Origin of the sequence: Sphingopyxis sp. SE2 (genome assembly GCF_032227185.1) — a bacterium.
GTDB lineage: Bacteria > Pseudomonadota > Alphaproteobacteria > Sphingomonadales > Sphingomonadaceae > Sphingopyxis.
Genome location: NZ_JAPMXW010000001.1, coordinates 3,692,875 through 3,718,591, shown reverse-complemented (window position 1 = coordinate 3,718,591; position 25,717 = coordinate 3,692,875). Strand labels below are relative to the sequence as shown.

23 protein-coding genes are annotated in these 25,717 nt (G+C 66.6%); 7 read left to right on the top strand and 16 right to left on the bottom strand.

Annotation, left to right across the window (positions count from 1 at the left end; all coding sequences use genetic code 11):
* Positions 1-84: 84 nt before the first annotated feature.
* Positions 85-2,241: an acylase gene (locus OVY29_RS17775; protein ID WP_313911828.1), complete on the bottom strand. Its 2,157-nt coding sequence runs from the start codon at positions 2,239-2,241 to the stop codon at positions 85-87.
* A gap of 150 nt (positions 2,242-2,391) precedes the next feature.
* Here OVY29_RS17775 and OVY29_RS17770 point away from each other — a divergent pair, with 150 nt between their 5' ends.
* Together OVY29_RS17770 and clpB are read left to right on the top strand one after the other, a co-directional pair.
* Positions 2,392-3,966, top strand: a complete 1,575-nt coding sequence (locus tag OVY29_RS17770) for a leucyl aminopeptidase (RefSeq protein WP_313911827.1) — start codon at positions 2,392-2,394, stop codon at positions 3,964-3,966.
* Positions 3,967-4,047: 81 nt separating this feature from the next.
* The gene (gene clpB, locus OVY29_RS17765; RefSeq protein WP_313911826.1) at positions 4,048-6,627 is read left to right on the top strand and encodes an ATP-dependent chaperone ClpB; all 2,580 of its coding nucleotides are present in this window, start codon (positions 4,048-4,050) and stop codon (positions 6,625-6,627) included.
* 32 nt (positions 6,628-6,659) lie between these two features.
* Here the strand turns inward: clpB and OVY29_RS17760 are convergent, their stop codons facing one another.
* From OVY29_RS17760 to OVY29_RS17745, 4 genes are all read right to left on the bottom strand, one after another.
* The gene (locus OVY29_RS17760) at positions 6,660-6,971 is read right to left on the bottom strand and encodes a hypothetical protein (RefSeq protein WP_037553166.1); all 312 of its coding nucleotides are present in this window, start codon (positions 6,969-6,971) and stop codon (positions 6,660-6,662) included.
* Between the two features lie 19 nt (positions 6,972-6,990).
* Positions 6,991-7,341 carry a hypothetical protein gene (locus OVY29_RS17755; RefSeq protein ID WP_152567538.1) on the bottom strand — a complete coding sequence of 117 codons (351 nt, stop codon included), beginning with the start codon at positions 7,339-7,341 and terminating at the stop codon, positions 6,991-6,993.
* 28 nt (positions 7,342-7,369) lie between these two features.
* On the bottom strand, positions 7,370-7,699 hold the full coding sequence (locus OVY29_RS17750) for a hypothetical protein (RefSeq protein WP_313911825.1): 330 nt from the start codon (positions 7,697-7,699) through the stop codon (positions 7,370-7,372).
* Between the two features lie 107 nt (positions 7,700-7,806).
* A complete protein-coding gene (locus OVY29_RS17745; RefSeq protein ID WP_313911824.1) occupies positions 7,807-8,991 on the bottom strand; it encodes an aspartyl/asparaginyl beta-hydroxylase domain-containing protein in 1,185 nt (394 codons plus the stop codon).
* Positions 8,992-9,034: 43 nt separating this feature from the next.
* Here OVY29_RS17745 and OVY29_RS17740 point away from each other — a divergent pair, with 43 nt between their 5' ends.
* On the top strand, positions 9,035-10,060 hold the full coding sequence (locus OVY29_RS17740; protein WP_313911823.1) for a hypothetical protein: 1,026 nt from the start codon (positions 9,035-9,037) through the stop codon (positions 10,058-10,060).
* Positions 10,061-10,352: 292 nt separating this feature from the next.
* On the opposite strand, the gene OVY29_RS17735 is transcribed toward OVY29_RS17740, so the two are convergent.
* The 4 genes from OVY29_RS17735 to xseA all read right to left on the bottom strand — a co-directional run bounded on the left by OVY29_RS17735 (position 10,353) and on the right by xseA (position 16,365).
* Positions 10,353-13,448: a TonB-dependent receptor domain-containing protein gene (locus OVY29_RS17735; RefSeq protein ID WP_313911822.1), complete on the bottom strand. Its 3,096-nt coding sequence runs from the start codon at positions 13,446-13,448 to the stop codon at positions 10,353-10,355.
* Between the two features lie 266 nt (positions 13,449-13,714).
* Positions 13,715-14,641: a M23 family metallopeptidase gene (locus tag OVY29_RS17730; RefSeq protein ID WP_200880124.1), complete on the bottom strand. Its 927-nt coding sequence runs from the start codon at positions 14,639-14,641 to the stop codon at positions 13,715-13,717.
* Complete coding sequence (locus OVY29_RS17725) at positions 14,638-14,850, bottom strand: DUF2093 domain-containing protein (RefSeq protein ID WP_037553160.1); 213 nt, start codon at positions 14,848-14,850, stop codon at positions 14,638-14,640. The genes OVY29_RS17730 and OVY29_RS17725 overlap by 4 nt, the downstream gene beginning before the upstream one ends.
* 90 nt (positions 14,851-14,940) lie before the next feature.
* Positions 14,941-16,365, bottom strand: coding sequence for an exodeoxyribonuclease VII large subunit (xseA, locus tag OVY29_RS17720; protein ID WP_313911821.1), 1,425 nt, complete (start codon positions 16,363-16,365; stop codon positions 14,941-14,943).
* Here xseA and purD point away from each other — a divergent pair.
* The 3 genes from purD to OVY29_RS17705 all read left to right on the top strand — a co-directional run bounded on the left by purD (position 16,364) and on the right by OVY29_RS17705 (position 19,071).
* Positions 16,364-17,641, top strand: a complete 1,278-nt coding sequence (gene purD, locus OVY29_RS17715) for a phosphoribosylamine--glycine ligase (RefSeq protein ID WP_037553156.1) — start codon at positions 16,364-16,366, stop codon at positions 17,639-17,641. The genes xseA and purD overlap by 2 nt on opposite strands.
* 62 nt (positions 17,642-17,703) lie before the next feature.
* The gene (locus OVY29_RS17710; RefSeq protein WP_313911820.1) at positions 17,704-18,477 is read left to right on the top strand and encodes a hypothetical protein; all 774 of its coding nucleotides are present in this window, start codon (positions 17,704-17,706) and stop codon (positions 18,475-18,477) included.
* A 249-nt stretch (positions 18,478-18,726) separates the two neighbouring features.
* Positions 18,727-19,071 carry a hypothetical protein gene (locus OVY29_RS17705; protein WP_313911819.1) on the top strand — a complete coding sequence of 115 codons (345 nt, stop codon included), beginning with the start codon at positions 18,727-18,729 and terminating at the stop codon, positions 19,069-19,071.
* 121 nt (positions 19,072-19,192) lie between these two features.
* Here the strand turns inward: OVY29_RS17705 and OVY29_RS17700 are convergent, their stop codons facing one another.
* On the bottom strand, positions 19,193-20,515 hold the full coding sequence (locus tag OVY29_RS17700; RefSeq protein ID WP_037553155.1) for a hemolysin family protein: 1,323 nt from the start codon (positions 20,513-20,515) through the stop codon (positions 19,193-19,195).
* A gap of 219 nt (positions 20,516-20,734) precedes the next feature.
* Here OVY29_RS17700 and OVY29_RS17695 point away from each other — a divergent pair, with 219 nt between their 5' ends.
* Entirely contained in the window at positions 20,735-21,424 is a 690-nt protein-coding gene (locus OVY29_RS17695; protein WP_037553154.1) for an OmpA family protein, read from the top strand.
* 52 nt (positions 21,425-21,476) lie between these two features.
* On the opposite strand, the gene OVY29_RS17690 is transcribed toward OVY29_RS17695, so the two are convergent.
* From OVY29_RS17690 to OVY29_RS17665, 6 genes are read right to left on the bottom strand one after another with little or no spacing between them, the layout of a single operon-like run.
* A complete protein-coding gene (locus OVY29_RS17690) occupies positions 21,477-22,106 on the bottom strand; it encodes a MarC family protein (protein ID WP_037553153.1) in 630 nt (209 codons plus the stop codon).
* Positions 22,103-22,771 (bottom strand): hypothetical protein, encoded by a 669-nt coding sequence (locus OVY29_RS17685; protein WP_313911818.1) that lies wholly within the window; start codon positions 22,769-22,771, stop codon positions 22,103-22,105. The genes OVY29_RS17690 and OVY29_RS17685 overlap by 4 nt, the downstream gene beginning before the upstream one ends.
* Positions 22,771-23,679 (bottom strand): bifunctional methylenetetrahydrofolate dehydrogenase/methenyltetrahydrofolate cyclohydrolase FolD, encoded by a 909-nt coding sequence (folD, locus tag OVY29_RS17680; RefSeq protein WP_037553150.1) that lies wholly within the window; start codon positions 23,677-23,679, stop codon positions 22,771-22,773. Before folD ends, OVY29_RS17685 begins: the two co-directional genes overlap by 1 nt.
* A gap of 3 nt (positions 23,680-23,682) precedes the next feature.
* Positions 23,683-23,991 carry a YggT family protein gene (locus OVY29_RS17675; protein WP_081932940.1) on the bottom strand — a complete coding sequence of 103 codons (309 nt, stop codon included), beginning with the start codon at positions 23,989-23,991 and terminating at the stop codon, positions 23,683-23,685.
* Positions 23,992-24,027: 36 nt separating this feature from the next.
* Positions 24,028-24,936 carry an acetylglutamate kinase gene (argB, locus tag OVY29_RS17670; RefSeq protein ID WP_409581469.1) on the bottom strand — a complete coding sequence of 303 codons (909 nt, stop codon included), beginning with the start codon at positions 24,934-24,936 and terminating at the stop codon, positions 24,028-24,030.
* A complete protein-coding gene (locus OVY29_RS17665; protein WP_037553148.1) occupies positions 24,933-25,610 on the bottom strand; it encodes a queuosine precursor transporter in 678 nt (225 codons plus the stop codon). Before OVY29_RS17665 ends, argB begins: the two co-directional genes overlap by 4 nt.
* Positions 25,611-25,717 lie beyond the last annotated feature (107 nt).

Below are 25,717 nucleotides of genomic sequence, written 5' to 3'. Positions count from 1 at the left end.
ATCAAGGCACGCAGGCGAACGCCTGCTCGAAATCGGGTGCCGGACGGCACTGTATCAACGGTTTAGGACAGCGGTTCCGGGCTTTCAAGGCCGATAGAAACGCGCGCCGCTGGCCTTCAGCGCGGCCGGATCGAACAGCACGGGCTTCAATTTATGCGCCACGAACAGCGGCGCCTGATCATTGTAATGCGGGCTGTCGGGGCGCGTCGTCGCGGCGCCGAACGGCTGGATCGATTCGGAGCGCACGCGCCCGTTCCGGTCCCACGTCACGAACATGATGAAGCTGTCGCCGTGGCGCACCTTCAGCCGCCCGTCGGGCTCCTCGTCCCACAGGGTCGAAGCGCGCACCGTGTCGTTGCCCCCGTCGAGCGGCAGGTCGACGCGGTTCGCGCCTTCGCCGTGGCGGAGGCGCAGCACGGTGCCGAGCTTCGGATCGAGCCCGTTGAAATGTTCCTGCAGATGCGCGACCGTCTCCTTCAGCACGGTGCGCGGGTCGGGTGCCGCACGGCGCTGGTAATGGCGGCCGTTCGCCGGACGCAGCACCATCAGCGCGAGCGCGTCGCCCTTGCCCCGGCCGTCGAGAGTCCAGTCCCATGCGCGCAGCAGTTCCTGCGCCCGCGCGAGCGCCGGATCATCCTTGGTGTCGAGTGCGAGCAGCCGGTCCATCCACGCTTTCGCATAGCCCCTCCGCGAATAGGCGGTGTCATATTTGATCGCCTTGAGCCGCGCCTCGTCGATCTGCCCCGACGCTTCGAACAGCTCGATCAGCCGCACCGCGCGATTGGTCATATCGTCCTCGATCCCGAGCAGCGGCGAAAAGGCCGCGGCGTCGAGTTCGTCGCCCGGCCCCGCCGCGACCCACGGCGTGTTGTTCGCGTTCATCACATAGCCCGAGCGCGGATTGACGAGCGCGGGCACGCGGTCGAACGGCAGCGTCTTCGTCCACAGATCCGCCGACGTGTCGCCGGGCAGTACCCCGCGCCAGTTGAACCCCGCCGGGCGGTCGGGGAACATGGCATTGTAGAAAAGCCCGATATTGCCCTTTGCATCGGCATAGATGAAATTGGTCGCGGGCACGCCCTGCCCCGCCATCGCCGCGCGCCATTCGGCGAAACTCTTCGCCTTGTTGAGCCGATAATATTGGGTGACCATATTCGCCTGATCGATCCCGGCGTAGCGGATCGCAAAGGCGCCCTTTTCATTCTTCACCACCGGCCCGTGGACCGACTGCCAGATGGTACGCGGCACCGGCAGCACGAACGGGCCGAACTTGACCTTCAGCCAGATGCGCTGCTCCGCAAGCGGGCGCCACGCGCCGTCGAAGCGGTAATTTTCGCCGCTGTCGTCGAGCACCAGCTTGTAGACGTCGATCAGGTCGGGCCGGTTCACCGTGTTGGTCCAGCCGAGATGTTTATTGTGGCCGAGGAAGGGGTAAGGCGAGCCCGGGAAGTTGGCGCCGGCGAAATCCCAGCCCTCATCGCTATGGACGACCAGCTCGTACCAGGCGACGCCGCCGGTCCACGGCTGGTGCGAATTGGAGACGAGCCGCGTCGCGCCGTCGGTCGATCGCGCTGGCGCGACCGCCATCGCATTGGAGCCGTTATCGGCCGGGTCGGTGCCGACCGGCGTCAGCTCGCGCGGGACGAGCTTGCCCGATTTGTCGAGCGCGGGGCCGCCTTCGCGCCCGATCTCGGTGCCTTCGGTGAGCGAACCGAGCACCGAATCGAGCCCGAAGAAAAAGGGCGAGCGCAGCACGAAGCCCGCGACGACATCCTCGCCGGTGACGGGGAACAGCCCCGCCAGCCGCACCTCGTCCGGATGCTTGTCGGCATAATGGTTGAGCCCCGCGGCATAGGCCGTGAACAGCTTTTTCACGTCATCCGGAAGCCGCGGCCAGTCGCGCCGCGTCGTCGCGCGGATATCGAGCAGTGCCGCGGCATAGTCGACCTTCGCCCCATCCTCGCCGAGCATCGCGCCGGCGCGCCCGCGCGTCATCGCGAGCACTTCCTGCAGCGTCGAGAAATCATCCTCGGCATGGGCATAGGCAACGCCATAGGCGACGTCGGCGTCGGTCTTTCCGAAGATATGCGGCACGCCGAAATTGTCGCGCGCGATGCGGACGTCGGCAGGCTTGAAGACGGGGGCCGGCGGCGCTTCGGCAGTCAGCGGTTCCCAAAAAGCGAGCGATACGGCGGCAACGACGACCAGAGCCAGAAAGCCCAGTAAAATCCGTCGCAGCATCGTGGGTCCTCTTCGTCGCCGGTCCGGGCGCATCTGTGGCCGTCATGTCGTCCGATGGCAAGCGGCTGTCGTTCGTCGAGGCGGATTTGCGGGTGGGCCGAGCGCCGCTATGCAGGATACAGGTCTTTGAACAACGGGGAATTTCGAACGATGCGCATCAAGAGCCTGCTCCTATCCGCCTGCCTTACGCTGGCGCCCGCACCCGCCGCGATGGCGCAGAGCGTCATCGGGTCGGGCGTCGTCCCGGCGACCGCCGCGAACAGCGCCGAGCGCGCGATCGGCTTTGCCGAGACGGCACCCGCGGGCGCCGCGCTCGTCGTCATAATGACCGACGCCACGCTGCCGCCGCTCGACGGCGTCGCGCTGACCGCGGCCGAGCGTCAGGCCGTCGCCGCAGCGGCTACCGCGGCGGGCTTCGACGGCAAGGCCGGATCGACGCTGTCGCTGCGCGGCATTGGCGCGCACCCACGCATCCTGCTCGTCGGCGCGGGCGCTACGCCCTCGTCGCTCGCGCTGGCCGAAGCGGGCGGCAAGGCGGCACAGGAACTCAAGAGCGAAGCGCATCCGGTGACCATCGCGGGCGCTTTCGGCGACATAAGCGCGGCAGACGCCGCCTATGGCTTCGCGGTCGGCCAATATCGCTTCGACCGCTACAAGACGGTCGACAAAAACACGCCGCCGACGGGCGCGGTGACGTTGGTGGGCGCCGACCCCGCCGCGGCCGAAACCGCCTTCGCCCGCCGCTGGAAGTCGCTTGTCGACGGCGTGCGCCTGTCGCGCGACCTCGCGAACGAGCCAGCGAACATCATCTATCCCGAAAGCTTCGTCGCGCGCGTCCGCGAGGCCTTTGCCGGGGCGCCGGGCGTCAGCATCGAGGTGCTCGACGAAGCGGCGATGCGCAAGCTCGGCATGGGAACGCTCGTCGGCGTCGGACAGGGCAGCCCGCGCGGGTCGCGCCTGCTCGCGGTGCGTTATCGCGGAGCGGGCACATCCGACGCGCCGATCGCTTTCGTCGGCAAGGGCATCACCTTCGATTCGGGCGGCATTTCCTTGAAGCCCGGAAACGGCATGTGGAACATGAAGGGCGACATGTCGGGCGCCGCCTCGGTCGTCGGCGCGGCGCTGTCGCTCGCAAAGTCGCGCGCGCCGGTCCATGTCGTCGCGGTCGCCGCGCTGGCCGAAAATATGCCCGACGGCAATGCCCAGCGCCCCGGCGACATCACGCGCACCATGTCGGGCAAGACGATCGAGATGCTCAACGCCGACGCCGAAGGCCGTCTCGTCCTTGCCGATGCCAATGAATATGTCGCGGCGACTTACAAGCCGCGCGCGATCGTCAATATCGCGACGCTCACCGGGTCGATCGTCGGCGCGCTCGACGATCAATATGCCGGCCTCTTCGCGCGCGACGAAAAGCTCGCCGACGCCTTGCTCGCCGCCGGCGCCGCGAGCGGCGAGGAGCTGTGGCGGATGCCGCTCCACAAAAATTACGCCGAGAAGCTCAAATCCGACATCGCCGACATCCGTAACATCGCGCCGGGGCAGGGACCGGGCGCCAGCCTCGGCGCGCACGCTATCGGATTCTTCGTCGACGAGGCGACCCCTTGGGCGCATCTCGACATCGCCGGCGTCAACCAGGCCGACAAAGCAACACCGCTTGTTCCCAAGGGAATGACCGGCTTCGGCGTGCGCCTGCTCGACCAGCTCGCGCGAGACAGCGAATAGAGTCTTGCGGAACCTCGCAATGCCCCTTGTGTTGCACAATAGCAACACTATCTTGCCCGGCGAGAAAGGGGCTTATCCAGAATGAACCTCGAAAAATTTACCGACCGCGCCAAGGGCTTTTTGCAAGCGGCGCAGACGATCGCGATCCGCATGAACCATCAGCGGATCGCGCCCGAGCATATCGCCAAGGCCTTGCTCGAAGACAATCAGGGCATGGCCGCAGGGCTGATCGACAACAGCGGCGGCGACACCGCGCGCGCGGTGGCCGGCATCGACGCGCTGCTCGCCAAGCTCCCCGCCGTGTCGGGATCGGGCGCGCAGGCGACACCGGGGCTCGACAACGACGCGGTGCGCCTGCTCGACCAAGCCGAACAGGTCGCGGCAAAGGCGGGCAGCGAATATGTCGCCGTCCAGAACATCCTGCTCGCGATGGTGCTCGCCCCGAGCACGCCGGTGGGCAAGGCCTTTGCCGACGCCGGCGTGAAGCCCGAAGCCTTGAACGCCGCGATCGCCAAGCTGACCGGCGGCCGCACCGCCGATACGGCGTCGGCCGAGGACCGCTACGACGCGCTCCAAAAATTCGCCCGCGACCTCACCGAGGTCGCGCGCGAGGGCAAGCTCGATCCCGTCATCGGCCGCGACGAGGAAATCCGCCGCACGGTGCAGATCCTCGCGCGCCGCACCAAGAACAACCCGGTACTGATCGGCGAACCCGGCGTCGGCAAAACCGCGATAGCCGAAGGGCTGGCACTCCGCATCGTCAACGGCGACGTGCCCGACAGCCTGAAGGACCGCCGTCTGCTCGCGCTCGACATGGGTGCACTGATCGCGGGCGCCAAATATCGCGGCGAGTTCGAGGAGCGCCTCAAGGGCGTGCTCGACGATGTGAAGGCGGCCGAGGGCGAAATCATCCTGTTCATCGACGAGATGCACACGCTCGTTGGCGCGGGCAAGGGCGAGGGCGCGATGGACGCGTCGAACCTCTTGAAGCCCGCGCTCGCACGCGGCGAACTCCACTGCATCGGCGCGACGACGCTCGACGAATATCGCAAGCATGTCGAAAAGGATCCCGCGCTCCAGCGGCGTTTCCAGCCGGTCTTCGTCGGCGAGCCGACGGTCGAGGACTCGATCTCGATCCTGCGCGGGATCAAGGAGAAATATGAGCTGCACCACGGCGTGCGGATCACCGACGGCGCGATCGTTGCCGCGGCGACGCTGTCGAACCGCTATATCTCCGACCGCTTTTTGCCCGACAAGGCGATCGACCTGATGGACGAGGCGGCGAGCCGCATCCGCATGGAGGTCGAATCGAAGCCCGAAGCGATCGAGAGCCTCGACCGCCGCATTATCCAGATGAAGATCGAGGAGGCCGCGCTCGGCAAGGAAAGCGACGCCGCGTCGAAGGACCGGCTCGCAAGCTTGCAGGCCGAACTCGCCAATCTCGAGCAGCAGTCGGCCGAACTCACCCAGAAATGGCAGGCCGAAAAGGACAAGATCCACGCCGAGGCGAAGATCAAGGAAGAGCTCGACGCCGCGCGCTCGGCGCTCGATCAGGCGCAGCGCGCGGGCGACCTCGCGAAGGCGGGCGAGCTCTCCTACGGCACCATCCCCGGCCTCGAAAAGCGGCTTGAGGAAGCGCAGGCGGCCGCGGGCAACGCGATGCTGCGCGAGGAAGTCACCGCCGACGACATCGCCGCCGTCGTGAGCAAATGGACCGGCATTCCCGTCGACCGGATGATGGAGGGCGAGCGCGAGAAACTGCTCGGCATGGAAGACACGCTGGGTCAGCGCGTGATCGGGCAGGACGAAGCCGTCCGCGCCGTCTCGACTGCGGTGCGCCGCGCGCGCGCCGGGCTGCAGGACCCGAACCGGCCCTTGGGCTCGTTCCTCTTCCTCGGCCCCACGGGCGTCGGCAAGACCGAGCTTACCAAGGCGCTCGCGCGTTTCCTGTTCGACGACGACAATGCGATGGTCCGCATCGACATGTCCGAGTTCATGGAGAAGCACAGCGTCGCGCGGCTCGTCGGGGCGCCGCCGGGCTATGTCGGTTATGAAGAGGGCGGCACGCTCACCGAAGCGGTGCGGCGCCGTCCCTATCAGGTCGTGCTGTTCGACGAGGTCGAAAAGGCGCATGCGGACGTGTTCAACATCCTGCTCCAGGTGCTCGACGACGGGCGGCTGACCGACGGACAGGGCCGCACGGTCGACTTCACCAACACGCTGATCATCCTCACGTCAAACCTCGGCAGCCAGGCGATCGCCGCGCTTCCCGACGACGCGCCGGTCGAACAGGCCGAGCCCGCGGTGATGGAGGTCGTGCGCGCGCATTTTAGGCCCGAGTTCCTGAACCGGCTCGACGAGATCGTGCTCTTCCACCGCCTCGGCCAGCAGCATATGGGCGGCATCGTCGACATCCAGGTCGCGCGCGTCCAGAAATTGCTCGCCGACCGCAAGGTCACGCTCGACCTCACCGACGCCGCGCGCGCGTGGCTCGGCCGCGTCGGTTATGATCCGGTCTATGGCGCGCGGCCCTTGAAGCGCGCGGTGCAGAAATATCTGCAGGACCCGCTCGCCGACCTGATCCTGAAGGGCGAGGTCAAGGATGGGTCGACGATCATGGTCGACGAAGGCGACGGGGCGCTGGTGCTGACCCCGGCCTGAGCCGGATCAGCCCGCTCCCGGAACGGCGCGGATCAATTGCTGTGATTGACGGGTGCGCGCGTCATCGCCTCGGCGGTGTCGCGCGCATTCTGGTTGCCCTGCGCCCATGCCTGCTTCCACTGCTCGTTGGTGCGGCACACGCGTGCTTTTTTGACCCACGAGCCGCTCTCCTCGATCCTGCGGCATTTGATATAGTCGGGATGGGTCATCGCCAGCCCTTCGTTGAACGCCTTGATCTCGGCATTGGTCATCGCCGACGGCGCCTTGTCGAGCGCGCGGCGGTTTTCGGTCTCCGTCGTCGCCGGGGCGGCGGCGAGCGCGAGTGCGGTCAAGATATTCAGCATGGGAGAGATATCCTTCCGTTCATTGCGGCCGGCCGGGCGCCCGCATCAACTGATCCTGGGGTTCCTGCGAAACGCTCCACCCGCGCGCGAGCGTTTCCATCGAATCGCGCGCATCCTGATTGCCCTTGTCGACGATGCGCTTCCATTCGGCGTTGGTGTTGCAGACGCGCAGCTTCTTGACGAGCGAACCCACCTGCTCGATCCGGCGGCAACGGATATAGTCGGGATCGCTCGCCATCCGCCCTTCGTTATAGGCGTCGATCTCTGCCCCCGACATGTCCGACGGCGCGCGCGCGAGGCGCAAAGTGCCATCACCTGCGCCCGCCGGTGTGGCGGCGATGATCGCAACGCTTATTGCCAGCGCCCGCATCTTCCCCCCTTTTCGCCCCGATGACCGATCAGTTCGAGTTCACGCCCTTGCCCACCATCGCTTCGGCGGTGTCGCGCGCATTCTGGTTGCCCTGCGCGGTCACTTCCTTCCACTTTTCATTGGTGTAGCAAACGCGATTCTTCTTCACGAGCGACCCGATCTCAAGCGTCTTGCGACATTTGATATAATAGGGGTGGGTCTGCGCCAGTCCCTCATTATGCGCCTTGATCTCGGTCGGGGTCATCGCCGACGGCGCCTTGGGCGGCGGCGCGTGATCGGCGGGCGCCGCGCTCTCGGCGGCGAACGCCGGCGCAGCGAGCAGCGTCGCGGCCATGAAAGCAGGTAAAATCCGGTTCATGCTAGTCCTCCTGCCGCGGGCATAACCCACAGCCTCATGCTCTGCATCTTATGTGCCATCGCGGCTTTCGCAAAGCTGAATCTCCGGCGCGACGGGCCGTGCCGGGCCTAGCGCGGCACGGCGTAGCCCGACGCATCGGCCGACGCGAAATAGCGCAGCAGAAGCTCACGTTCGCCGGCGGTCATATGCGGGTTCCAAACGTCGAAGATCAGCACCGCGCGCAGTTCGTCGCTGTCGTTCCATGCTTCATGCTCGATCGTGTCGTCGAAGGCGAAGGCGGTGCCTTCCTTCCACTCGCGTATTTCGCCCCCGACGCGAAAGCCGCAACCGGGCGGGACGATCAGCGGCAAATGCATGATCGCGCGCGTGTTGGTGACGCCGGTATGCGGCGGAATGCGCGTGTGCGGTTTCAGCATCGAGAAGAAGGCGCTGGGCGCGCGGCCCGGAATGCGCGCGCCCGGTATGGCGGCGAGCGCGGCGGCGGTCGCGGGGCAGCGGTCGAGCACCGGCTGGTTCGGCTCGCCATATTCCCACAGGAAACAGGCGCCCCAGTCGAGCCGGTTGTCGAGACCTGACCAGATGGTTTCGGGCGAGCCCGCCTCCATCCGCACATAGGGACGAAGCGCCTCGCCCGGGTCGTCGAGCAGCGCCTGCAATTCCGCACGGATCGCGGCGGACTGTGCCTCGATTTCAGGAAGCCAGGAAAAATGGCCGCGGTCGAAGAACTCGTCGGCGGGCAGGAAGGGATAATAAACCCCTGCGCATTCGTTCCGATAGATGCGGCGACGGCCGAGCGCGCTCGCGATGAAAGCTTGGCCGCGCCGCGCTTCGGTCTCCGACAGGTCGCCGCGCATGTCATCGAACGCACCCGACGCCGCGGTAAACATCGTATCGGTCGCCCCCGCGACGAAATCCCGGCCATGCGCGAGCAGCGGGGCGAGCGGCGGCGGCACCGGGTCGAGTTGCGCGCCGAGCGCGATCGCGGCGCTCCACGCGGCGAGCGCCAAGCCCATTTCGCCGCGCGCCTCGTGGCGTTCGCCCTTGCGGATCCACGCCATCAGGTCGCGGCGATCGATCGCGAGCGCGGCATCGAGCGCCTCGAGCTCCCGGACATCGTCGCCGAGCGCACGCCATGCCGAGGCGAGGTTGCGCTGCAAGGCGCCCGAATGCGGATCGGCCGCGATCGCCGCGCCGAAATGGTTCGCGGCGGCTTCATTGTCGCCGGCCTGCAAGGCCGCGATGCCAAGCCGGTTGGCCTCGACTGCGGAGGCGGGTGGAGGTGTGCTGGTCATGCCCATGCTTGCCATCGGCGGGACCAATCGGCAAGGTCGATTGATGACCGCAACGCCCCCCGTGTCCGCCATTATCGACGACGCCGAATGGCTCGCGCATCGATACGATCCGGGGCACGACGTCTTCCATTTTCGCCGGGTCGCGCGCCACAAGCGCAGCGCGGTCCCCTTCCTCACCGACGCGCATCTGGGCGAAGAGACGGCGCCGGCGATATTGCGCCGGAGCGACTGCCTCGGCGCGATGGGGGCGGCATCGGCCCCGCTCCATTTCGTCTTTCATTCGGCCTATTGCGCCTCGACAATGCTGACCCACGCGCTCGATCAGCCGGGCGTCGCAGCCAGCCTGTCCGAACCGGTACTGCTCAACGACATGGTCGGCTGGCGCCGTCGCGGCGCGGCGCCGCGCGAGCATGGCCGGGTGATGGACGGCGCGCTCACGATGCTCGGGCGCGGCTTCGCGCCGGGCGAGTCGGTGATCGTCAAACCGTCGAACATCTTCAATCCGCTCGCGCGCGGGGCGCTGATGCTGCGGCCGCAGGCGCGCGCGATCCTGCTTTACGCACCGCTCCGTGTTTTTTTGCTGTCGGTCGCACGCAAGGGCATGTGGTGCCGCCTGTGGTGCCGTGAATTGCTCGAATCCTATCTCGCCGACGGCTTCGTCGGGCTCGGTTTTGAACCGCGCGATTATTTTCGTCAGTCGGACCTGCAGATCGCGGCGGTCGGCTGGCTCGCGCAACAACAGGCCTTCGCCGCGCTGCTCGACTGGGCCCCCGAGCGGATCGCATCGCTCGACAGCGAGACGTTGACGCGCGATCCTGCCGCGGCGGTCGCGGCGGCGATGGATCATCTGCACCTCGCGGGCGATCGTTCGATGGTTGCCGATCATCCCGCACTGGCGCGCAACAGCAAATCGGGCGCCGCCTTCGCCGAAGGCGAACGGCAGCGCGACCTTGCCGAGGCCGAGGCCGCCTATGGCGAAGAAATCTCGCAAGTCATCGGCTGGGCGGAGGCCGTTGCAGAGCAGGCGAATATTCCGCTGATCCTGCCGGGGCCGTTGCCGGTGCGCTGACACCCTCCGGAAAGACCGGTTACGGCCGGAAGCGGACGGATGATCCTCCCTGTGGCGAAGCCATGGGGAGGTGGCAGCGCGAAGCGCTGACGGAGGGGCTGATGAAGCTACGTCGCAGCCCCTCCACCACGGCCTGCGGCGGCGGTCCCCCTCCCCATCGCTTCGCGACAGGGAGGATTTTGACGTCCGCTCCCCGCCCCATAACGGTCGTTTAAGCCAACCTCGCCACCCCCATAGAAAAAGGGGCGGACATTGCTGTCCGCCCCCAATTCTTGGTCGAAGCGTGAAGCGACTAGAACTTCAGCTTCGCCGACACCGCGTAACGGCGGCCCAGCGCGTCGTAGGTCGACGGGAAGGTGTTGCCGCTGTTGTAGGTGGTCGAACCGATCGAGTTGCCGACGATCGGCGGCTTGTTGTCGAGCAGGTTCTGCACGGTCGCGGTGAACACCAGATTCTCGCTGACGTTGAAACGTGCCGTCAGGTCGAAATAGTGCTGCGCCTTGATCTTGCGGAACTGCGGGTCGACGACGCAGGCGCCCGGATCGGCACCATCGAAGTCGGGGCAGCCCTGATCGTCGATCGGGAGCAGAACGCCGTCGCCGTCACGGTTCGCCGCATCGGCCGCCGCACGGTCAGCCGCGAGCTGCGCCGGTTCGAACGACACGGAGTCCTGCCAGCGCCACAGCAGCGAGAGGTCGACGGTGTCGAAGCCCAGCGTGAAGCGGTTCGAGAACTGGAACTCCGGCTGGATCGAGCCCGTGAACGAGCAGTTCACGCTGTAGTAGCCGACGCATTCGCGGTTGAGCGAATCCGCGCTGGCGACGTTGGCGTTGAACTTCGAATGACGGGTCCAGTTGCCGACGAACGACCAGGCGAGGTTCGCGAAACCAACATCGGTGTTGTAGTTCATCAGAAGGTCGAAACCATCCGTGTACAAGCGGCCGAGGTTGTTGGTCAGACCGAACAGGCCCGGGGTGGTCGCCGGATCGCCGTCGAGACCGCCGGTGATCGGGTTGCGGCGGATCGACGTACAGGCCGGGTCGCTCGCGCTCGCCGCCGTGATGTTGTCGAAGCAGGCACTGATGATGTCATCCGGAAGCGGCGTGCCCAACACGTCGTTGATCTTGATGTTGTAATAATCAAGCGACAGGTTGAAACGCGGCAGGAAGTCCGGCTGGAACACCACGCCGAGCGTCCAGGTATCGGCCTTTTCAGGCTGCAGGTTCAGGTTACCACCAGCGGTGATGTTCGCCTGAGCCGCGGTCGGATTGGTGATGATACCGATCGTCCCTGCCGGCGCGCCCTGCGCGATACAGATGGCCGCCAGGTTGGCGTTGTTCGTCGGCGCACTGCCCGCGCAGGGGTCGATGCCGAGGTTGGTCAGCACCGTCGAGGTCGGCGTGAACAGTTCGCCGATGTTCGGCGCGCGAACCGCGCGGCTGTAGTTGCCGCGGAACTTGACGCCCGCGCCCGGTTCCCAGCTGCCGCCGGCCTTCCAGGTCCAGGTGTCGTAGCCGCCCGCACCGCGGATGCTGTAATCCGAATAGCGGACACCGGCTTCGAGAGTCAGGCTTTCGAAGAAGGGCTTGTCCTCGATCAGCGGCGCGACGATTTCGGCATAGGCCTCATACACGTCATAGGCACCGTCGATGTCCGGAGCCGCACCGCCGGCACCGCCGAGTTCGCCCGCCGTCTTGGCGAGGAGATCCGACTGCTGCTGTGCCTTGTAGCTGCGATATTCGCCGCCAAGCGCGAAGCCGATCGGCTGCACCGCCATGGGCGACGAGAAACCGAGATCGCCGGAAACGATGGCGCGAACCTGCGCCAGCGAGGTGCGGTTCACCGAGGTGCTGTTTTCCTGAAGATAATCGGCCATTTCAGGCGTGATCGAACCTTCGGGGCCGAACAGGTCGACGGGGACGCAATCCGGGTTGCCGCTTGCGCAGGTCGGGACGCCATCCACCAGGTTGACCAGCGAAGCTTCGCGCCAGCGCGACTGCAGCGTGTAGCCCTGAATCGTCTGGATGTTTTCCGATTCGCCGTAAGCGCCCTCGACGCTCCAGTCGATCGTGTCGGTGATGCCGCCGCGGGCGCCGACGCGATAATCGAAGAAGGTCGTCTGATAGTCGCTGACACGCGGCCCGACTTCGGGCGTGCGGCGGTTCAGCGTGGCGGTGACTTCGCGATAGTTCGGATCATCCGCGTCCACCGCCGTAGCAGCAGCATCACACTCGGCCTGCGTGAAGCGCGGCGTGTAGATACCATCCGCCTGCGTCGTGTTGAAGCCGCAGAACTGGTTGCGCAGGTTGGCGGGCAGGAACGGGTTGTTCAGGTTGATCGTCACGGTGCCGCCGAACGAACCCGACGGCGCGATGATCGTCGACACGGTCTGCTTCGAGAACATGCCGCGCGTATAGACTTCGATCGCGTCCGAGACCTCGTAATTGGCCTGGCCATAGATGTTGAAGCGTTCGAACGGCGTCTGGAAGATGTTGAACGGGTTGAAGTTATAGGTCGCGAAGGTCGGAACCGCCGTGCCCGTCGCCGGATCGACCTGGAACACGCCATTGTTGGCGACATCGGGATCGGTGATCGGCAGGCCGTCGGGGCCGAGCGGACGCGTGCCCGAGAAGCGCGGCGGAACGCTCGTGCCCGAACCGATGAAGGTGTTCGAATAGCTGTCGAGCGTGTTTTCCGAGAAGGGACGCGCGCCCTGATAGACGGCATCGGCCTGCTGGTAACCGACGCTCAGCACCGCGTTGCCGCGGCCGTCGTCGAAGTTGGCGCCGATCGTGGCGTCGACGCGGAAGATGTTGCCGTCGCCCTGTTCGGTGATCTGCTCCGAAGCGGTGACTTCAAGGCCGGCGAAATCGCGCCTGGTGATGAAGTTGACGACGCCGGTGATGGCGTCGGCACCATAGGTGGTCACCGCCGCGCCGGTCAGCGCGTCGACGCGCTCGATCAGCGCGAGCGGGATGTTGTTGAGGTCGACGCGGCCATTGACGTCCGACGGAGCGACGCGGTTGCCGTTCAGGAGGACGATGTTGCGGGTCGAGCCGAGGCCGCGAAGATCGACGTACGAAGCGCCGCCGTTGCCGTTGTTGACCGCCGAACCGATGTTGGCGACCACGCCGGGCAGTTCGCGCAGAACTTCTTCGGCGACGTTCGACTGCTTCAGCTCGATCGTGTCGGCGGTCGTGACGTTGACCGGCGTCGACTGTTCGAGGTTGGGGTTGCGGATCAGCGTACCGGTGACGACGATTTCCTCGCCCGGTGCCGCGCCCTCAACGGCTGCGTCCTGCGCATAGGCAGGAGCCGAAACCAGGGCGACGCTCATCACGAGCGGCGCAGCACCCAGCTTCAGCTTGGAATAGTGGGTTTTCTTCACAGTGCAGTCCCTTGCTACTGGTGGATTGAAATTACCCGGACCCCCGGCGCGGCGACAGAAAGCCGACGCGCAGATGCCCCGATAGGGTGCGGGATGAAACTTCGTTCATGTGGAGTAAAGGGAATTCCCGGCGCAAAGGGCCGTTTCGCGGCGCATTGTGACGTATTTGCAACAAACTCGGAAAGCCGCGAAATACAATATGCTGCATCGCGCCATTCGCGACATTTTGTTTCAACGGATACGAAATCCCGCGACGGGGCGAGGGTTCAGCCGCCGATCGGGCCCGCGAGCTTGGCCGGATCGAGGCGCGCGTCGCGCCACTTGAGTCCCCAGTGCATATGCGGCCCCGTCGCGCGTCCGGTTTGGCCTACCGTGCCGAGCCGCTGGCCCTGCACGACGCGGTCGCCGGGCTTTACGTCGAGGCGCTGGCAATGGAGAAAGGCGCTCGACAATCCCATGCCATGGTCGACGATGAGCAGATTGCCCTCGAGCGTGAAGGGCGCGTCCGCCGCCAGCACGACCACCCCGTCGGCGGGCGCGACGAAGGGCGTTCCCGCGGGAACCGCGACGTCGGTGCCGCTATGATAGCTGCCGGGCTTGCCCTGATAGACGCGCTGCGAGCCGAAGAAGCCCGATAGCCGCCCCGTCACCGGCCAGCGGAACGCCTGCCGCCAGCCGCCCGATTCGACCTGACTGCTCCGCGCCGCGGCGATCCGGGCGAGTTCGGCGGGGCGGCGGCGCTCGAAATCGGCGTCGCTCCGCGCGCTGCCGCGATACGGCGCGTTGATATGCTCGAGTCGCCAGCGGCCCGGCGCGACCGCGATCGGCCGCACGACCGCGCGCCCGTCGGCGAGCGTCGCGACGAGCCGCGCCTCGGGCTCCGCGTCGCGATCGAAGGCGATCAGGAAGCGCCCGTCGGCCGCGACCGGAATCGCCTCGCCGTCGAAAGTCAGCGTGCGCGTGCCCTCGGGTACTTGCCCGACCATCACCGCGCCCTGTTCGGGGATGCCCTGCAGCGCGAAGTCGGCGCGCACCGGCGGGCGCGGTGGAGTGGGCGGCGGCGCCGGATCGGGCTGAACCGGCGGCCGCGGCGCGGGCTGCTGTCCCGCATCGACCGGCGGCACGCAGCCGGCAAGCACGGCGACCAGCGCCAGCGCCCCGCCGCATTGAAGCCGATCCGCCGCCGACCTCATGCCTTGCGCGCGGTATCCAGTGCGGCCTGCACCGACAGTTCGGCGCTCGCATAGGCTTCCTGCCGCGCGACCGACCAATAGCGCAGCTCGTCGAGCCCGATCGGCGCGCCGGTCACCGCGCACAGCACATGGTCGCCGGGCGCGAGGACGCGAAAGCCGTTCGGCCCATATTGCAGGCGGGCAAGGCGGTTGCGGCTCGCGATCAGCATGATTCTCTATCCATAAGGCGGCAGGTCATGGGTACGGTTATAACAGCATCGCGCGATGCGGCCACCCCCCCGGGGGTCCTGGGGCGAGCTTCAGAAGAGCTCGCCCTGCCCGCGCTTCGGCTCGGCGAGCGGCGGCTTGCGCTGTGGCTTGGGCGCGGGCGGTGGCGCATCGCTGCTCGACACATGCACCGGCACCTCGCCGTCGGCGAACTGCAGCCGCAGATGCCCGGCGTCCTTCGCCTTGCCCGCCGACGTGACGATCGCGCCGCCGCCGTCGCGCACCATCGTATAACCGCGCGAGAGCAACGCGCGCGGATCTAGCGACGTCAGCAGTCGCCCCAGCCCGTCGAGCTGTGCCCGGTCGCGGTCCCAGCGCCGCGCGAGCAGCGCCGGCCGCAGCGCCGCGCCGCGCGCCGCGAGCCGTTCCGAAATCATCGTCAGCCGGTGGCGCTGGCTGCGGTCGAGCCGCTCGCCGGCATCGTCGAGACGCTGGCGCTGCGGCGCGTAGAGCGCCTCGCGCTTCGGCAGGTGACGCGCGAGCGCGGTCAGCCGCTCGCCCGCCAGCCGCTGATGCCGGTTTGCCGCCCCGATGACGCGGCCGTTCCACGTCGCCAGCTGCGACATAAGCTCGGCGCGCACCGGCACCGCCATCTCGGCAGCAGCGGTCGGCGTCGGCGCGCGCACGTCGGCGGCATAGTCGGCGAGCGTCACGTCGGTCTCGTGCCCCACCGCGCTGATCGTCGGGATGCGGCAGTCGGCGATCGCGCGCACGACCACTTCCTCGTTGAACGCCCACAGATCCTCGATCGACCCGCCGCCGCGCGCGACGATGACCAGATCGGGACGCGGCACCGGCCCGCCCGGCGCGATGGCGTCAAAGCCGCGAATCGCGCTCGCGACCTGCGCCGCGGCGCCGTCGCCCTGCACCAGCACCGGCCAGACGATCACATGCGTCGGGCAGCGGTCGGCGAGGCGATGCAGGATGTCGCGGATCACCGCCCCCGTCGGCGAGGTCACGACCCCGATCGTGCGCGGCAGATAGGGCAGCCGGTCATATTTGCGCTCGCGGTCGAACAGCCCTTCGGCGCCGAGCCGCGCCTTCAATTTTTCGAAGAGCAGCATCAAGGCGCCCTCGCCCGCGACCTCGAGCGTATCGACGACGAGCTGATATTTGGAGCGCCCCGGATAGGTGGTGAGCTTGCCGGTCGCGATCACCTCGATCCCGTCCTCGGGCCGGAAGGCGAGCCGCCCCGCCTGCCCCTTCCACATCACCATGTCGATCAGCGCATTGTCGTCCTTCAGCGCCGCATAGAAATGCCCCGACGCCGCACGCTTCGCCCCCGACAACTCACCTCGCACGCGCACGCGCGCGAAGCCGTCCTCGACCGTCCGCTTGATCGCCGCCGACAATTGGCTGACCGATAAGGCAGGCGCATTGTCCCCCGGCGCCGCCTCGGCTAACAGCCGCGCTTCGGTGCCATCGTCGGACGCCGTATCGGGAAAAGGGACTGACATGAATATCCTGCTGGTCGGATCGGGGGGCCGCGAACATGCGCTCAGCTGGCAGTTGGCACAATCGCCAAGCTGCGCCAAGCTCTATGCCGCACCGGGCAACCCGGGGATCGAACTCTACGCCGAATGCGTGCCGATTTCGGTCGACGACATCGACGGACTGATCGCCTTCGTCAAGGCGCATGCGATCGACTTCGTCGTCGTCGGCCCCGAAGCGCCGCTCGTCGCGGGCCTCGCCGACCGCCTCGGCGAGATCGGCATCCCAGCGTTCGGACCGTCGGCGGCCGCCGCACGGCTCGAAGGCTCGAAGGGCTTCACCAAGGATCTCTGCGCGCGTGCGTCGATCCCGACCGCCGCCTATGTCCGCTGCACGAGTGCCGAAGAGGCGCGCGCCGTCCTCGAAGGCTTTGCCATCCCCGTCGTGATCAAGGCCGACGGCCTCGCTGCGGGCAAGGGCGTGATCATCGCCGAAAGCCGCGAAGGCGCCGAGGCGGCGATCGAGGATATGTTCGACGGCGCCTTCGGCAGCGCGGGCGCCGAGGTGGTGATCGAGGAATTTATGGCCGGCGAGGAGGCGAGTTTCTTCGCGCTCTCCGACGGCACCGACGTCATCGCCTTCGGCAGCGCGCAGGATCACAAGCGCGTCGGCGACGGCGACATGGGACCGAACACCGGCGGCATGGGCGCCTACAGCCCCGCACCCGTCCTTACACCCGATCTCGAAGCGCAGGTGATGGACCGCATCATCCGCCCGACGGTCGCGACGCTCGCCGCCGAGGGCACACCCTATGTGGGCGTATTGTTCGCCGGGCTGATGCTCACGGGCGAAGGCCCGAAGCTGATCGAATATAATTGCCGCTTCGGCGACCCCGAATGCCAGGTGCTGATGATGCGCTTCAAGGGCGACTTCGCCGCATTGCTCAACGCCGCCGCGACCGGGACCATCGCCGCGGCCGAGACCCCTGCCTTTTCGCACGACTATGCGCTGACCGTCGTGATGGCGGCAAAGGGCTATCCGGGGACGCCCGAAAAGGGCGGCGCGATCCGCGGCATCGCCGACGCCGAGGCCGGCGGAGTGCGCGTCTTTCACGCCGGAACGGCGCGAGAGGATCGCGTGATCGTCGCCGCCGGCGGGCGCGTGCTCAACGTGACCGCGACGGGCAAGAGCGTCACCGAAGCGCAGGCGCACGCCTATGCCGCGGTCGACAAGCTCGACTTCCCGAGCGGTTTCTGCCGCCGCGATATCGGCTGGCGCGAGGTCGCGCGCGAAGCCGGGTGACAATGGTGGACGCGCGCGAAAACGCGGAATAGGCTGGATAAAACTCACAAGCGGAGAAGATCATGATCTGGCTTCAGGAAAACTGGATTATCGCGGTCGTCGGCCTCGTCGTTGCCGTCGTGCTGCTGTGGTGGCTGTTCGGACGCGCCAAGCCCGCAGAGATTGCGCCGCCGACCGTGGAGCCGGCGAAGCCCGCCAAGCCGCTCGAACCGGCGAAGCCCGAAATCGTCGCTGCCGAGCCCGCGCGCTTCAAGCCGATCGAACCCAAGCCGCAGCCCGCTGCCCCGCCGCCGGCACCCGAGCCGGCTTCCGCTCCCGCGTCCGAAGCGGCTGTGGAAGCCCTACCCCCGGCGTCCAAGCCCGCGGCGAAACCCAAAGCCGCGGCAAAGCCTGCCACGAAGAAGGCTGCCGCCAAGGAATCGGCAGCGAAACCCGCTGCGAAGCCGGCGGCAAAGACGGCAGCAAAATCCGCCGCAAATAAGGCGGCGGCCAAACCGGCGGCGACCGACGCCGCCGCGATTCCGCAAGAGCCGGCCGTTCCCCCGCCGCCCGCGGCCAAACCCGCCCCCGCACCGTCGGCGGCGAAGACCGACGATCTGCAATTGCTGAAGGGCGTCGGCCCCAAGCTCGTCGTGCTGCTGAACGGCCTCGGCGTCACCAGCTTCCAGCAGATCGCCGACTGGACCGACGCCGACATCGCTAGGGTCGACGCACAGCTCGGCGCCTTCCAGGGCCGCATCGCGCGCGACAATATCGTCGACCAGGCCGCCTATCTCGCACGCGGCGACAAAGCAGGGTTCGAAGCGAAATATGGCGCGCTCGGGGGCGAACTCTAAGGTGGTTAACGACCGGTTGCGGCCATTGAGAGAAGAAAGCCCCTCCCCTTCAGGGGAGGGGTTGGGATCATCGCCTGCGCAAGGCCGATAGACCCACCCCACTACGACCAGGCAGCAGGCTGCCGTCTGCGCTGCCCTCCCCTGAAGGGAGGAGCTAAATTGCCGCAACGTCCGCTCCCCACCCCAAAGCGGAAACAGGCCGGCAAATTTCGCTTTCCTACTTTATTGCGCCATGCTCCAAACTGGTCGATGGAACCGACACCCCCACCCGCCCAGCTGCTCGCCGGCACCTGCCTCGCCTTCCATCCCGTGCCGCAGCAGCGCCGCCGCGCCGACGGCTGGACACCCATAATGCAGCAATGCTTCATCCGCGCACTCGAAGCGATGGGTTCGGTCGGACAGGCCGCGCGCGCCGTCGGCATGGGGCGCCGCTCCGCCTATCGCTTGCGCGACCGCCCCGGCGCGGAGAGCTTTGCGCAGGCATGGGACCGCGCGATCTCGATGGGCGGATGCGGCAGTTCGATTATGCGATGGATCGCGCGATCAACGGCATCACCACCGTCCGGGTGCTGCGTGGCGGTGCGGTCGACGTGACCGGTGGCCCCGATATGGACATCGTCCATTCAGCGCTGCGCGAAGATGCGGCGCCGCTTAAAGCCACAAAGGACTCATTTTGAAGGCGTTCATGCGGGGCTTTTGTGGCCTTAAGCCACGCCTACTCCGCCTCGGCATCCTTCGGCTTGCGGATTTCGGTGACGAGCAATTTGTCGATCTTGCGCCCGTCCATGTCGATGATCTCAAAGCGCCAGCCCCTGTCGGTGAACTTTTCACCCTCGGTCGGCAGATGCTTCAGGATCGCAAGGACGTGGCCCGCCGCGGTCGCATAGTCGCGGTCTTCGCCGAGTTCGATGCCGAGCCGCTCGGCCATCTGGTCGGCGGGCATCGATCCCGCGATGAGCAGGCTGCCGTCGTCGCGCTCGACGACGAAGGGTTCGCTGCCGATATCCTGGTCCGACGCGAATTCGCCGGCGATCGCCGACAAAAGGTCGGCGGGCGTGACCAGCCCGTCGAAATGGCCATATTCGTCGTGGACGAGCAGCATCGGCACTTCGGCGACGCGCAGCGCCTCGAGCGCGTCCATCGCGTCGATCTGGTCGTGGATGACTTTGGTGGGGCGCATCAGCTGTTCGAGGTCGAGCGTCTCGCCCTGAAACAGCGCCGCGGCGATATCGCGCGCCTGCACCACCCCCACGATGTCGTCGACCGACCCGCGCGCGACGGGCAGGCGGCTGTGCGGGGTTTCGAGCAATTTGTCGCGCACCCCGCGCGCGTCGAGTCCGGCATCGATCCAGTCCACGTCCTTGCGCGGCGTCATCACCTCGCGCACCGGACGGTCGGCAAGGCGCACGACGCCCGAAATGATCGCGCGCTCGCTTTCCTCGATCACCCCCGATTTCGACGCCTCGGCGACGATCAGGTGGAGTTCCTCGGCCGTCACGCGATCTTCCGATTCGCGGTTGAGGCCGAGCAGGCGGAACACCAGCGCCGAACTGTTGTCGAGCAGCCAGACGAGCGGCGCCGCGACACGCGACAGCCAGTACATCGGAACCGCCATGAATATCGCGATCCGCTCGGGCGAGCGCAGCGCGAACTGCTTCGGCACCAGCTCGCCCGCGATCAGCGAGAAATAGGTGGTAAGCGCAATGACCGTCGCAAAGCCCGCCGCTTGGGCGTTTTCGGGATCGAGGCCAAGCCATGCCGCGAGCCGGTCGGCTACCGGCTGGCCGAGGCTGGCACCCGAATAGGCGCCGGTCAGCACGCCGATCAGCGTGATTCCAACCTGCACCGTAGACAGGAAGCGGCCGGGATCGGAAGCGAGCTGGCGCGCGATCTTCGCGCCGCGGCTGCCGCGCTTCTCGGCCGCCTGAAGGCGCGGGTCGCGCGCCGAAACGATCGCGAGTTCGGACATGGCGAAAACGCCGTTGAGGAGGACGAGGACCGCGATGATCGCGACGTCGGACCAAGGGAAAGGGGTCATTGGGCGGTCGTGCAGCGCGTCGGCGCCTGGCCCCTGTCATCGTCGGTCATTTCCACCCTATAAGCGAAAGGCGCGGCGTTGCACAATGGTGCTCACCTGAATGCCCTGCTCAGCCGCCGTTCAGCGCTATTCGGGAACCAGATCGCCGGCCATATGTTATCGGCACACAAGCGCGGCATGCAAAAGATCAAAGGCATCCGCTGGATAAGGGAGCGAAAAATGAACAGCAGGACGATCAAGCTCACCATTCTCACCAGCATCGGCGCGATCGCGCTGACGGGCTGCGTCACCGATCCGGTGACCGGCGAACGCAAGATATCGAAGGCCGCGATCGGCGGCGTCGGCGGCGCGCTCGGCGGCTATCTGCTCGGCGACCTGATCGGCGGGCGCAACAGCCGCACCGAGGAAATCGTCGGCGCGGGTATCGGCGCGGTCGCGGGCGCGGGGGTCGGCTATTATATGGATCAGCAGGAAAAGAAGCTGCGTGAACGCACCGCGGGCACCGGAATCGACGTCGAACGCCAAGGCGACCAGCTCGTGCTCAACATGCCCGGCGACGTGACCTTCGACCTCAACAGCGCGATGGTGAAATCGCAGTTCCGCAGCGCGCTCGACAATGTCGCCTCGACGCTCGCCGAATATCCGAGCACCTATATCGACGTCTATGGCCACACCGATTCGACCGGCAGCGACAGTTATAACCAGGGCCTGTCCGAACGCCGTGCCGCCTCGGTCGCCGACTATCTAGCGGGCCGCGGCATCCAGCGCGCGCGCATGGCGACGCTCGGCTATGGCGAATCGCAATTGAAATGCTCGCCCGAGCGGAGCGAGGCCGATTATCAGTGCAACCGCCGCGTCGAGATTCGCATCGCGCCAGTGACTCAGGCCGACGTCAACGCGGCGCAGTAAAGCTTTCCATTCCCGTGGAGAGGAGAGGGCGTCGCCGGCAGGCGGCGCCCTTTTACGTCAGGCTCGGAAAACTCGCTTTCAATCCGTCGATCACGAATTGCGCGGCGAGCGCCGCGAGCAGCACGCCGAGCAGGCGCGTGATCACCGCCTCGCCCTTGTTGCCGATCAGCCGCATCAGCGGCCCCGCGGACAGCAGCGCGGCCAGCGTGAGCAGCAGCACGAGCAGCAGTGCACCGAAGATGACGAAGGCGCGCTCGATCCCATTATTCTGCGACACCAGCAGCATCACCGAGGCGATCGATCCCGGCCCGGCAAGCATCGGCATCGCCATCGGAAAGACCGAGACATCCTCGATCTCGGGGGTTGCCATGACCTTTTCGGCGCGCTGTTCGCGGCGTTCGGTGCGCTTTTCGAACACCATGTCGATCGCGATGATGAACAGCATGATCCCGCCCGCGATGCGGAAACTGTCGAGGTCGATGTGGAGGAAGCTGAGCAAAGCTTCGCCGAACATCGCGAAAAAGATGAGGATGAGGCCCGCGATGATCGTCGCACGGACCGCCATCGAGCGACGCTGCGCCGCGCTCGCGCCCGTCGTCAGGCTGGCATAGATCGGCGCGCAGCCCGGCGGGTCGATCACGACGAAGAGCGTAACGAAGGCCGAGATGAAAAGATCGATCATGGCTGCTTCGGCGCCGCGACCCGGTCGTCGATGACGGTCGCCATTTCCTTGCCGTCCCACAGGCGGATCGTGACGCGGCGCGACTTGTCGGCGCGAACGGTCGAGGTCCAGCTCAGCGTCTGATCCGCCGAGAGGCCGACGGCCATATCTTCGCCTTCGCCCGCCGCCTCGATCGGAACTGCGGGCCGCGAACCGCAGACCGCCCGTTTCGACGCGATGAATTCGGGCGCTTCGCGCGGCGTCGCCAGCGCGTCGCCATGGTCGAGGACCCAGCTCAGCCGGCCCTTTTCATCGCGCGCCCAGACGGTGGTGAAGAAACCATTTGCCGGCCCCTTTTGCCACGCGCCGGTGGTGACGCCGCTATTGCCATCGCAGCTGACATAGACGGCGTGCGGTTGCCACCTCACCGCCTCGGCAGGATCCTTCTGCGATTTCAGCCAGTCGCGCGCCTTGACGCGTTCGGGTACGAACATGATGGCATCGGGATGCGACGTTTCGCGGAACGCGGTCCACTGGCCCTTTTCCTGCGCAAGCCGGGCGAAGCCGATCTCGGCGGCAATGAAGGCGCTGGGGTTCGCGGCGAGCGGCCGGTTGCGGAAATCGTCGGGCGATCCCGCACAGCCCGCAAGCATCAGGGCAAGCGCGGCGACGATCAGCTGGCGCATCAAAAACCCTCCGGATCGGAAAGCCCCGCGCGGCGATGTGCCGCGACGAGCGTGTTGCGCAGCAGGCACGCGATGGTCATCGGGCCGACGCCGCCGGGCACTGGCGTGATCGCGTCGGCAACGTCCGCGGCTTCGGCATAGTCGACATCGCCGACCAGCCGCCCCTTGGCTTCACCCTCGGCGGGCGGCAGGCGGTTGATGCCGACGTCGATCACGATCGCGCCGGGCTTGATCCAGTCGCCCTTCACCATTTCGGCCCGCCCGACCGCGGCGACGACGATGTCTGCGTGGCGCACGAGATCGGGCAGATTGCGGGTGCGGCTATGCGCCATGGTGACGGTGCAATTGGCGCCGAGCAGCAATTGTCCCATCGGCTTACCGACGAGGATCGAGCGTCCGACGACGATCGCATCCTTGCCCGACAGGTCGCCGAGCCGGTCCTGCAGCAGCAGCAGGCAGCCATAGGGTGTACACGGCACCATGCCGGGGATACCGAGCGCGAGGCGCCCGGCGCTGACCGGGGTCAGCCCGTCGACGTCCTTGTCCGGATCGATCGTCGCAATCGCCGCTTGCTCGTCGAGATGGCCCGGCAGCGGGAGCTGGAGCAGGATGCCGTCGACCGCCTCGTCGGCGTTGAGCCTGGCGAGCAGCGCCTCGACCTCTTCTTGGCGGGCCGTCGCGGGCAGGCGGTGCTCGAAGCTTTCCATGCCTGCGGCGACCGTCGCCTTGCCCTTCGATCCGACATAGACCGCGCTCGCCGGATCGTCGCCGACGAGGACGACGGCAAGCCCTGGCGCGCGTCCCGTCGCCGCGCGAAAGGCCGGAACCGCGTCGGCGATCCGCGCGCGAAGCCCCGCGGCGAACGCCTTGCCGTCGATTACTTTGGTCGCGGGAACCGAACCGGCCATGCCTCAGGCCATCCCGGTCTGGACGCCGAGCCGGTAGAGATAGGACATCACCGGGCCCTGGAGGATGATGAGCAGGATCAGCACCACCATCGGCGTCAGGTCGATGCCTCCGAAATCGGGCATGATACGCCGGAACGGACGGTAGAGCGGCTCGGTGATCCGGTCGAGTACATGCCAGAGCTGTCCGACGAAATCATTGTGCGTGTTGATGACGTTGAACGCGATCAGCCACGACATCACCGCCTGGACGATGATGATCCACCAAAGGATGTTGAGCAGGATCGACAGAATATCGAGAAGCAAGAAATACAAGGAAGGTCTCCGGCCGGAAGGTCGATGGCGGCGATGTTAGCGGTGAATGAGCGTCCCCGCACCCCTCGCGGTGAAAATTTCAAGCAGCATCGCATGCGGGATGCGCCCGTCGAGGATGACCGCCGCCTCGACCCCCGCATCGACCGCCGCGACGCAGGTTTCGACCTTCGGGATCATGCCTCCGGTGATCGTACCGTCGCCCTTCAGCCCGTCGATCGCGGTGCGATCGAGATCGGTGAGCAGCGCGCCCGACTTGTCGAGCACCCCCGCAACATCGGTGAGCAGGAAGAAGCGTTTCGCCCCGAGCGCGCCCGCGATCGCGCCCGCCATCGTGTCGGCGTTGATATTATAGGTCGCGCCGTCGGCGCCAAGCGCGACGGGTGCGACGACGGGGATGAAATTGTCGTTGGTCAGGTTGACGAGAATCGTCGGGTCGACCGCGACCGGCTCGCCGACGAAGCCGAGGTCGACGTGGCGCTCGATCCCCGAATTGGGATCGGGCTCGGTGCGCGCGACCTTTTCGGCAAGGACGAGATTGGCGTCCTTGCCCGAAATGCCGACCGCGCGACCGCCGAGCCCGGCGATCCAGCTGACGATTTCCTTGTTGATCTTGCCCGCAAGGACCATCTCGGCGACTTCGGCGGTCGCGGCGTCGGTGACGCGCAGCCCGCCGACGAAGGTCGATTCGATCCCGAGCTGTTTCAGCATCGCGCCGATCTGCGGCCCGCCGCCATGGACGACGACGGGATTGATCCCGACGGCCTTCAAGAGCACGACATCCTCGGCGAAATCGCGCTGCGCCTCCGGGTCGCCCATCGCGTGGCCGCCATATTTGATCACGAACGTCTCGCCGGCATAGCGCTGCAGATAGGGCAGCGCCTCGACGAGCGTTTCGGCCTTGGCGAGGAGGTCGGGCATTTGCGAAGGGTCAGTCATCGATATCATCCGGCGTTCTTCGCATCGAGGCTGCGGCCGAGTGCGACCAGCCCGGTGATGACGAAAGGAATGACGAGCACCGACAGCGCGACCTTGGCGAGCATCTGCCCGCCCATCAGGTTGGCGATCGGGAACACGCCGTAAAAAGCGATCGTGACGAACAGCAATGTGTCGACGATCTGGCTCAGCGCGCTGGCGATCGCGCCGCGGATCGCGAGCCAGGTCGTCCCGCTCCCCGCCCCTTCCCGTCCGCGAAGCTTTGAGAAGATCGTGACATTCAGGAATTGCGATGTGCCATAAGCGACGATACCCGCCGCCATCAGGCGTGGGCTCTGACCCAGGATCATGTCGAAGGCCGCGAGCCGCTGGGGCTGCATTTCGGGCGATGCCGGGAGCGCGAGAACGAGCGAGGTCAGCATGATCGACAGGACGAGCGGGACGAAACCCCAGAGCACCAGCCGGTTCGCGACCGACTGTCCGTGGAGTTCGGACACCGCGCTCGACAGCGCGACGAGCAGCAGAAAGGCGAAAATGCCCGCCTCGACCGCCAGCCAGCTTCCCAGCGCGACCTGCTTGTTACCGAGTACGCCCGCGAGCACGACCATGCCGCCATAGACGATCGAGAAAAGAAAGAGCGATGGCGGAAGCGTGCGCGGCAACGCCGCCGAGGTGGGTTCGGTCATGCCGCCCGATAGTCGGTTTTACGCAGGGTGGAAAGTCCGAGAAGCGCGGCTCGACGCGCAGCTCTTGCCCCGCCGCCAAAGCCCGTTATTCAGGCCCATTAACTTGC

Coding starts and splice junctions, on each gene's coding strand:
- folD (WP_037553150.1), bottom strand. CDS start 23,679: ATGGCCGGTTCGGTTCCCGCGACCAAAGTAATCGACGGCAAGGCGTTC.
- OVY29_RS17725 (WP_037553160.1), bottom strand. CDS start 14,850: ATGCTGATCGCGAGCCGCAACCGCCTTGCCCGCCTGCAATATGGGCCG.
- purD (WP_037553156.1), top strand. CDS start 16,364: ATGAATATCCTGCTGGTCGGATCGGGGGGCCGCGAACATGCGCTCAGC.
- xseA (WP_313911821.1), bottom strand. CDS start 16,365: ATGTCAGTCCCTTTTCCCGATACGGCGTCCGACGATGGCACCGAAGCG.
- OVY29_RS17705 (WP_313911819.1), top strand. CDS start 18,727: ATGGAACCGACACCCCCACCCGCCCAGCTGCTCGCCGGCACCTGCCTC.
- OVY29_RS17770 (WP_313911827.1), top strand. CDS start 2,392: ATGCGCATCAAGAGCCTGCTCCTATCCGCCTGCCTTACGCTGGCGCCC.
- OVY29_RS17695 (WP_037553154.1), top strand. CDS start 20,735: ATGAACAGCAGGACGATCAAGCTCACCATTCTCACCAGCATCGGCGCG.
- OVY29_RS17700 (WP_037553155.1), bottom strand. CDS start 20,515: ATGACCCCTTTCCCTTGGTCCGACGTCGCGATCATCGCGGTCCTCGTC.
- OVY29_RS17665 (WP_037553148.1), bottom strand. CDS start 25,610: ATGACCGAACCCACCTCGGCGGCGTTGCCGCGCACGCTTCCGCCATCG.
- OVY29_RS17750 (WP_313911825.1), bottom strand. CDS start 7,699: ATGAACCGGATTTTACCTGCTTTCATGGCCGCGACGCTGCTCGCTGCG.
- clpB (WP_313911826.1), top strand. CDS start 4,048: ATGAACCTCGAAAAATTTACCGACCGCGCCAAGGGCTTTTTGCAAGCG.
- OVY29_RS17690 (WP_037553153.1), bottom strand. CDS start 22,106: ATGATCGATCTTTTCATCTCGGCCTTCGTTACGCTCTTCGTCGTGATC.
- OVY29_RS17685 (WP_313911818.1), bottom strand. CDS start 22,771: ATGCGCCAGCTGATCGTCGCCGCGCTTGCCCTGATGCTTGCGGGCTGT.
- OVY29_RS17760 (WP_037553166.1), bottom strand. CDS start 6,971: ATGCTGAATATCTTGACCGCACTCGCGCTCGCCGCCGCCCCGGCGACG.
- OVY29_RS17740 (WP_313911823.1), top strand. CDS start 9,035: ATGACCGCAACGCCCCCCGTGTCCGCCATTATCGACGACGCCGAATGG.
- OVY29_RS17745 (WP_313911824.1), bottom strand. CDS start 8,991: ATGACCAGCACACCTCCACCCGCCTCCGCAGTCGAGGCCAACCGGCTT.
- OVY29_RS17730 (WP_200880124.1), bottom strand. CDS start 14,641: ATGAGGTCGGCGGCGGATCGGCTTCAATGCGGCGGGGCGCTGGCGCTG.
- OVY29_RS17755 (WP_152567538.1), bottom strand. CDS start 7,341: ATGCGGGCGCTGGCAATAAGCGTTGCGATCATCGCCGCCACACCGGCG.
- argB (WP_409581469.1), bottom strand. CDS start 24,936: ATGATATCGATGACTGACCCTTCGCAAATGCCCGACCTCCTCGCCAAG.
- OVY29_RS17710 (WP_313911820.1), top strand. CDS start 17,704: ATGATCTGGCTTCAGGAAAACTGGATTATCGCGGTCGTCGGCCTCGTC.
- OVY29_RS17775 (WP_313911828.1), bottom strand. CDS start 2,241: ATGCTGCGACGGATTTTACTGGGCTTTCTGGCTCTGGTCGTCGTTGCC.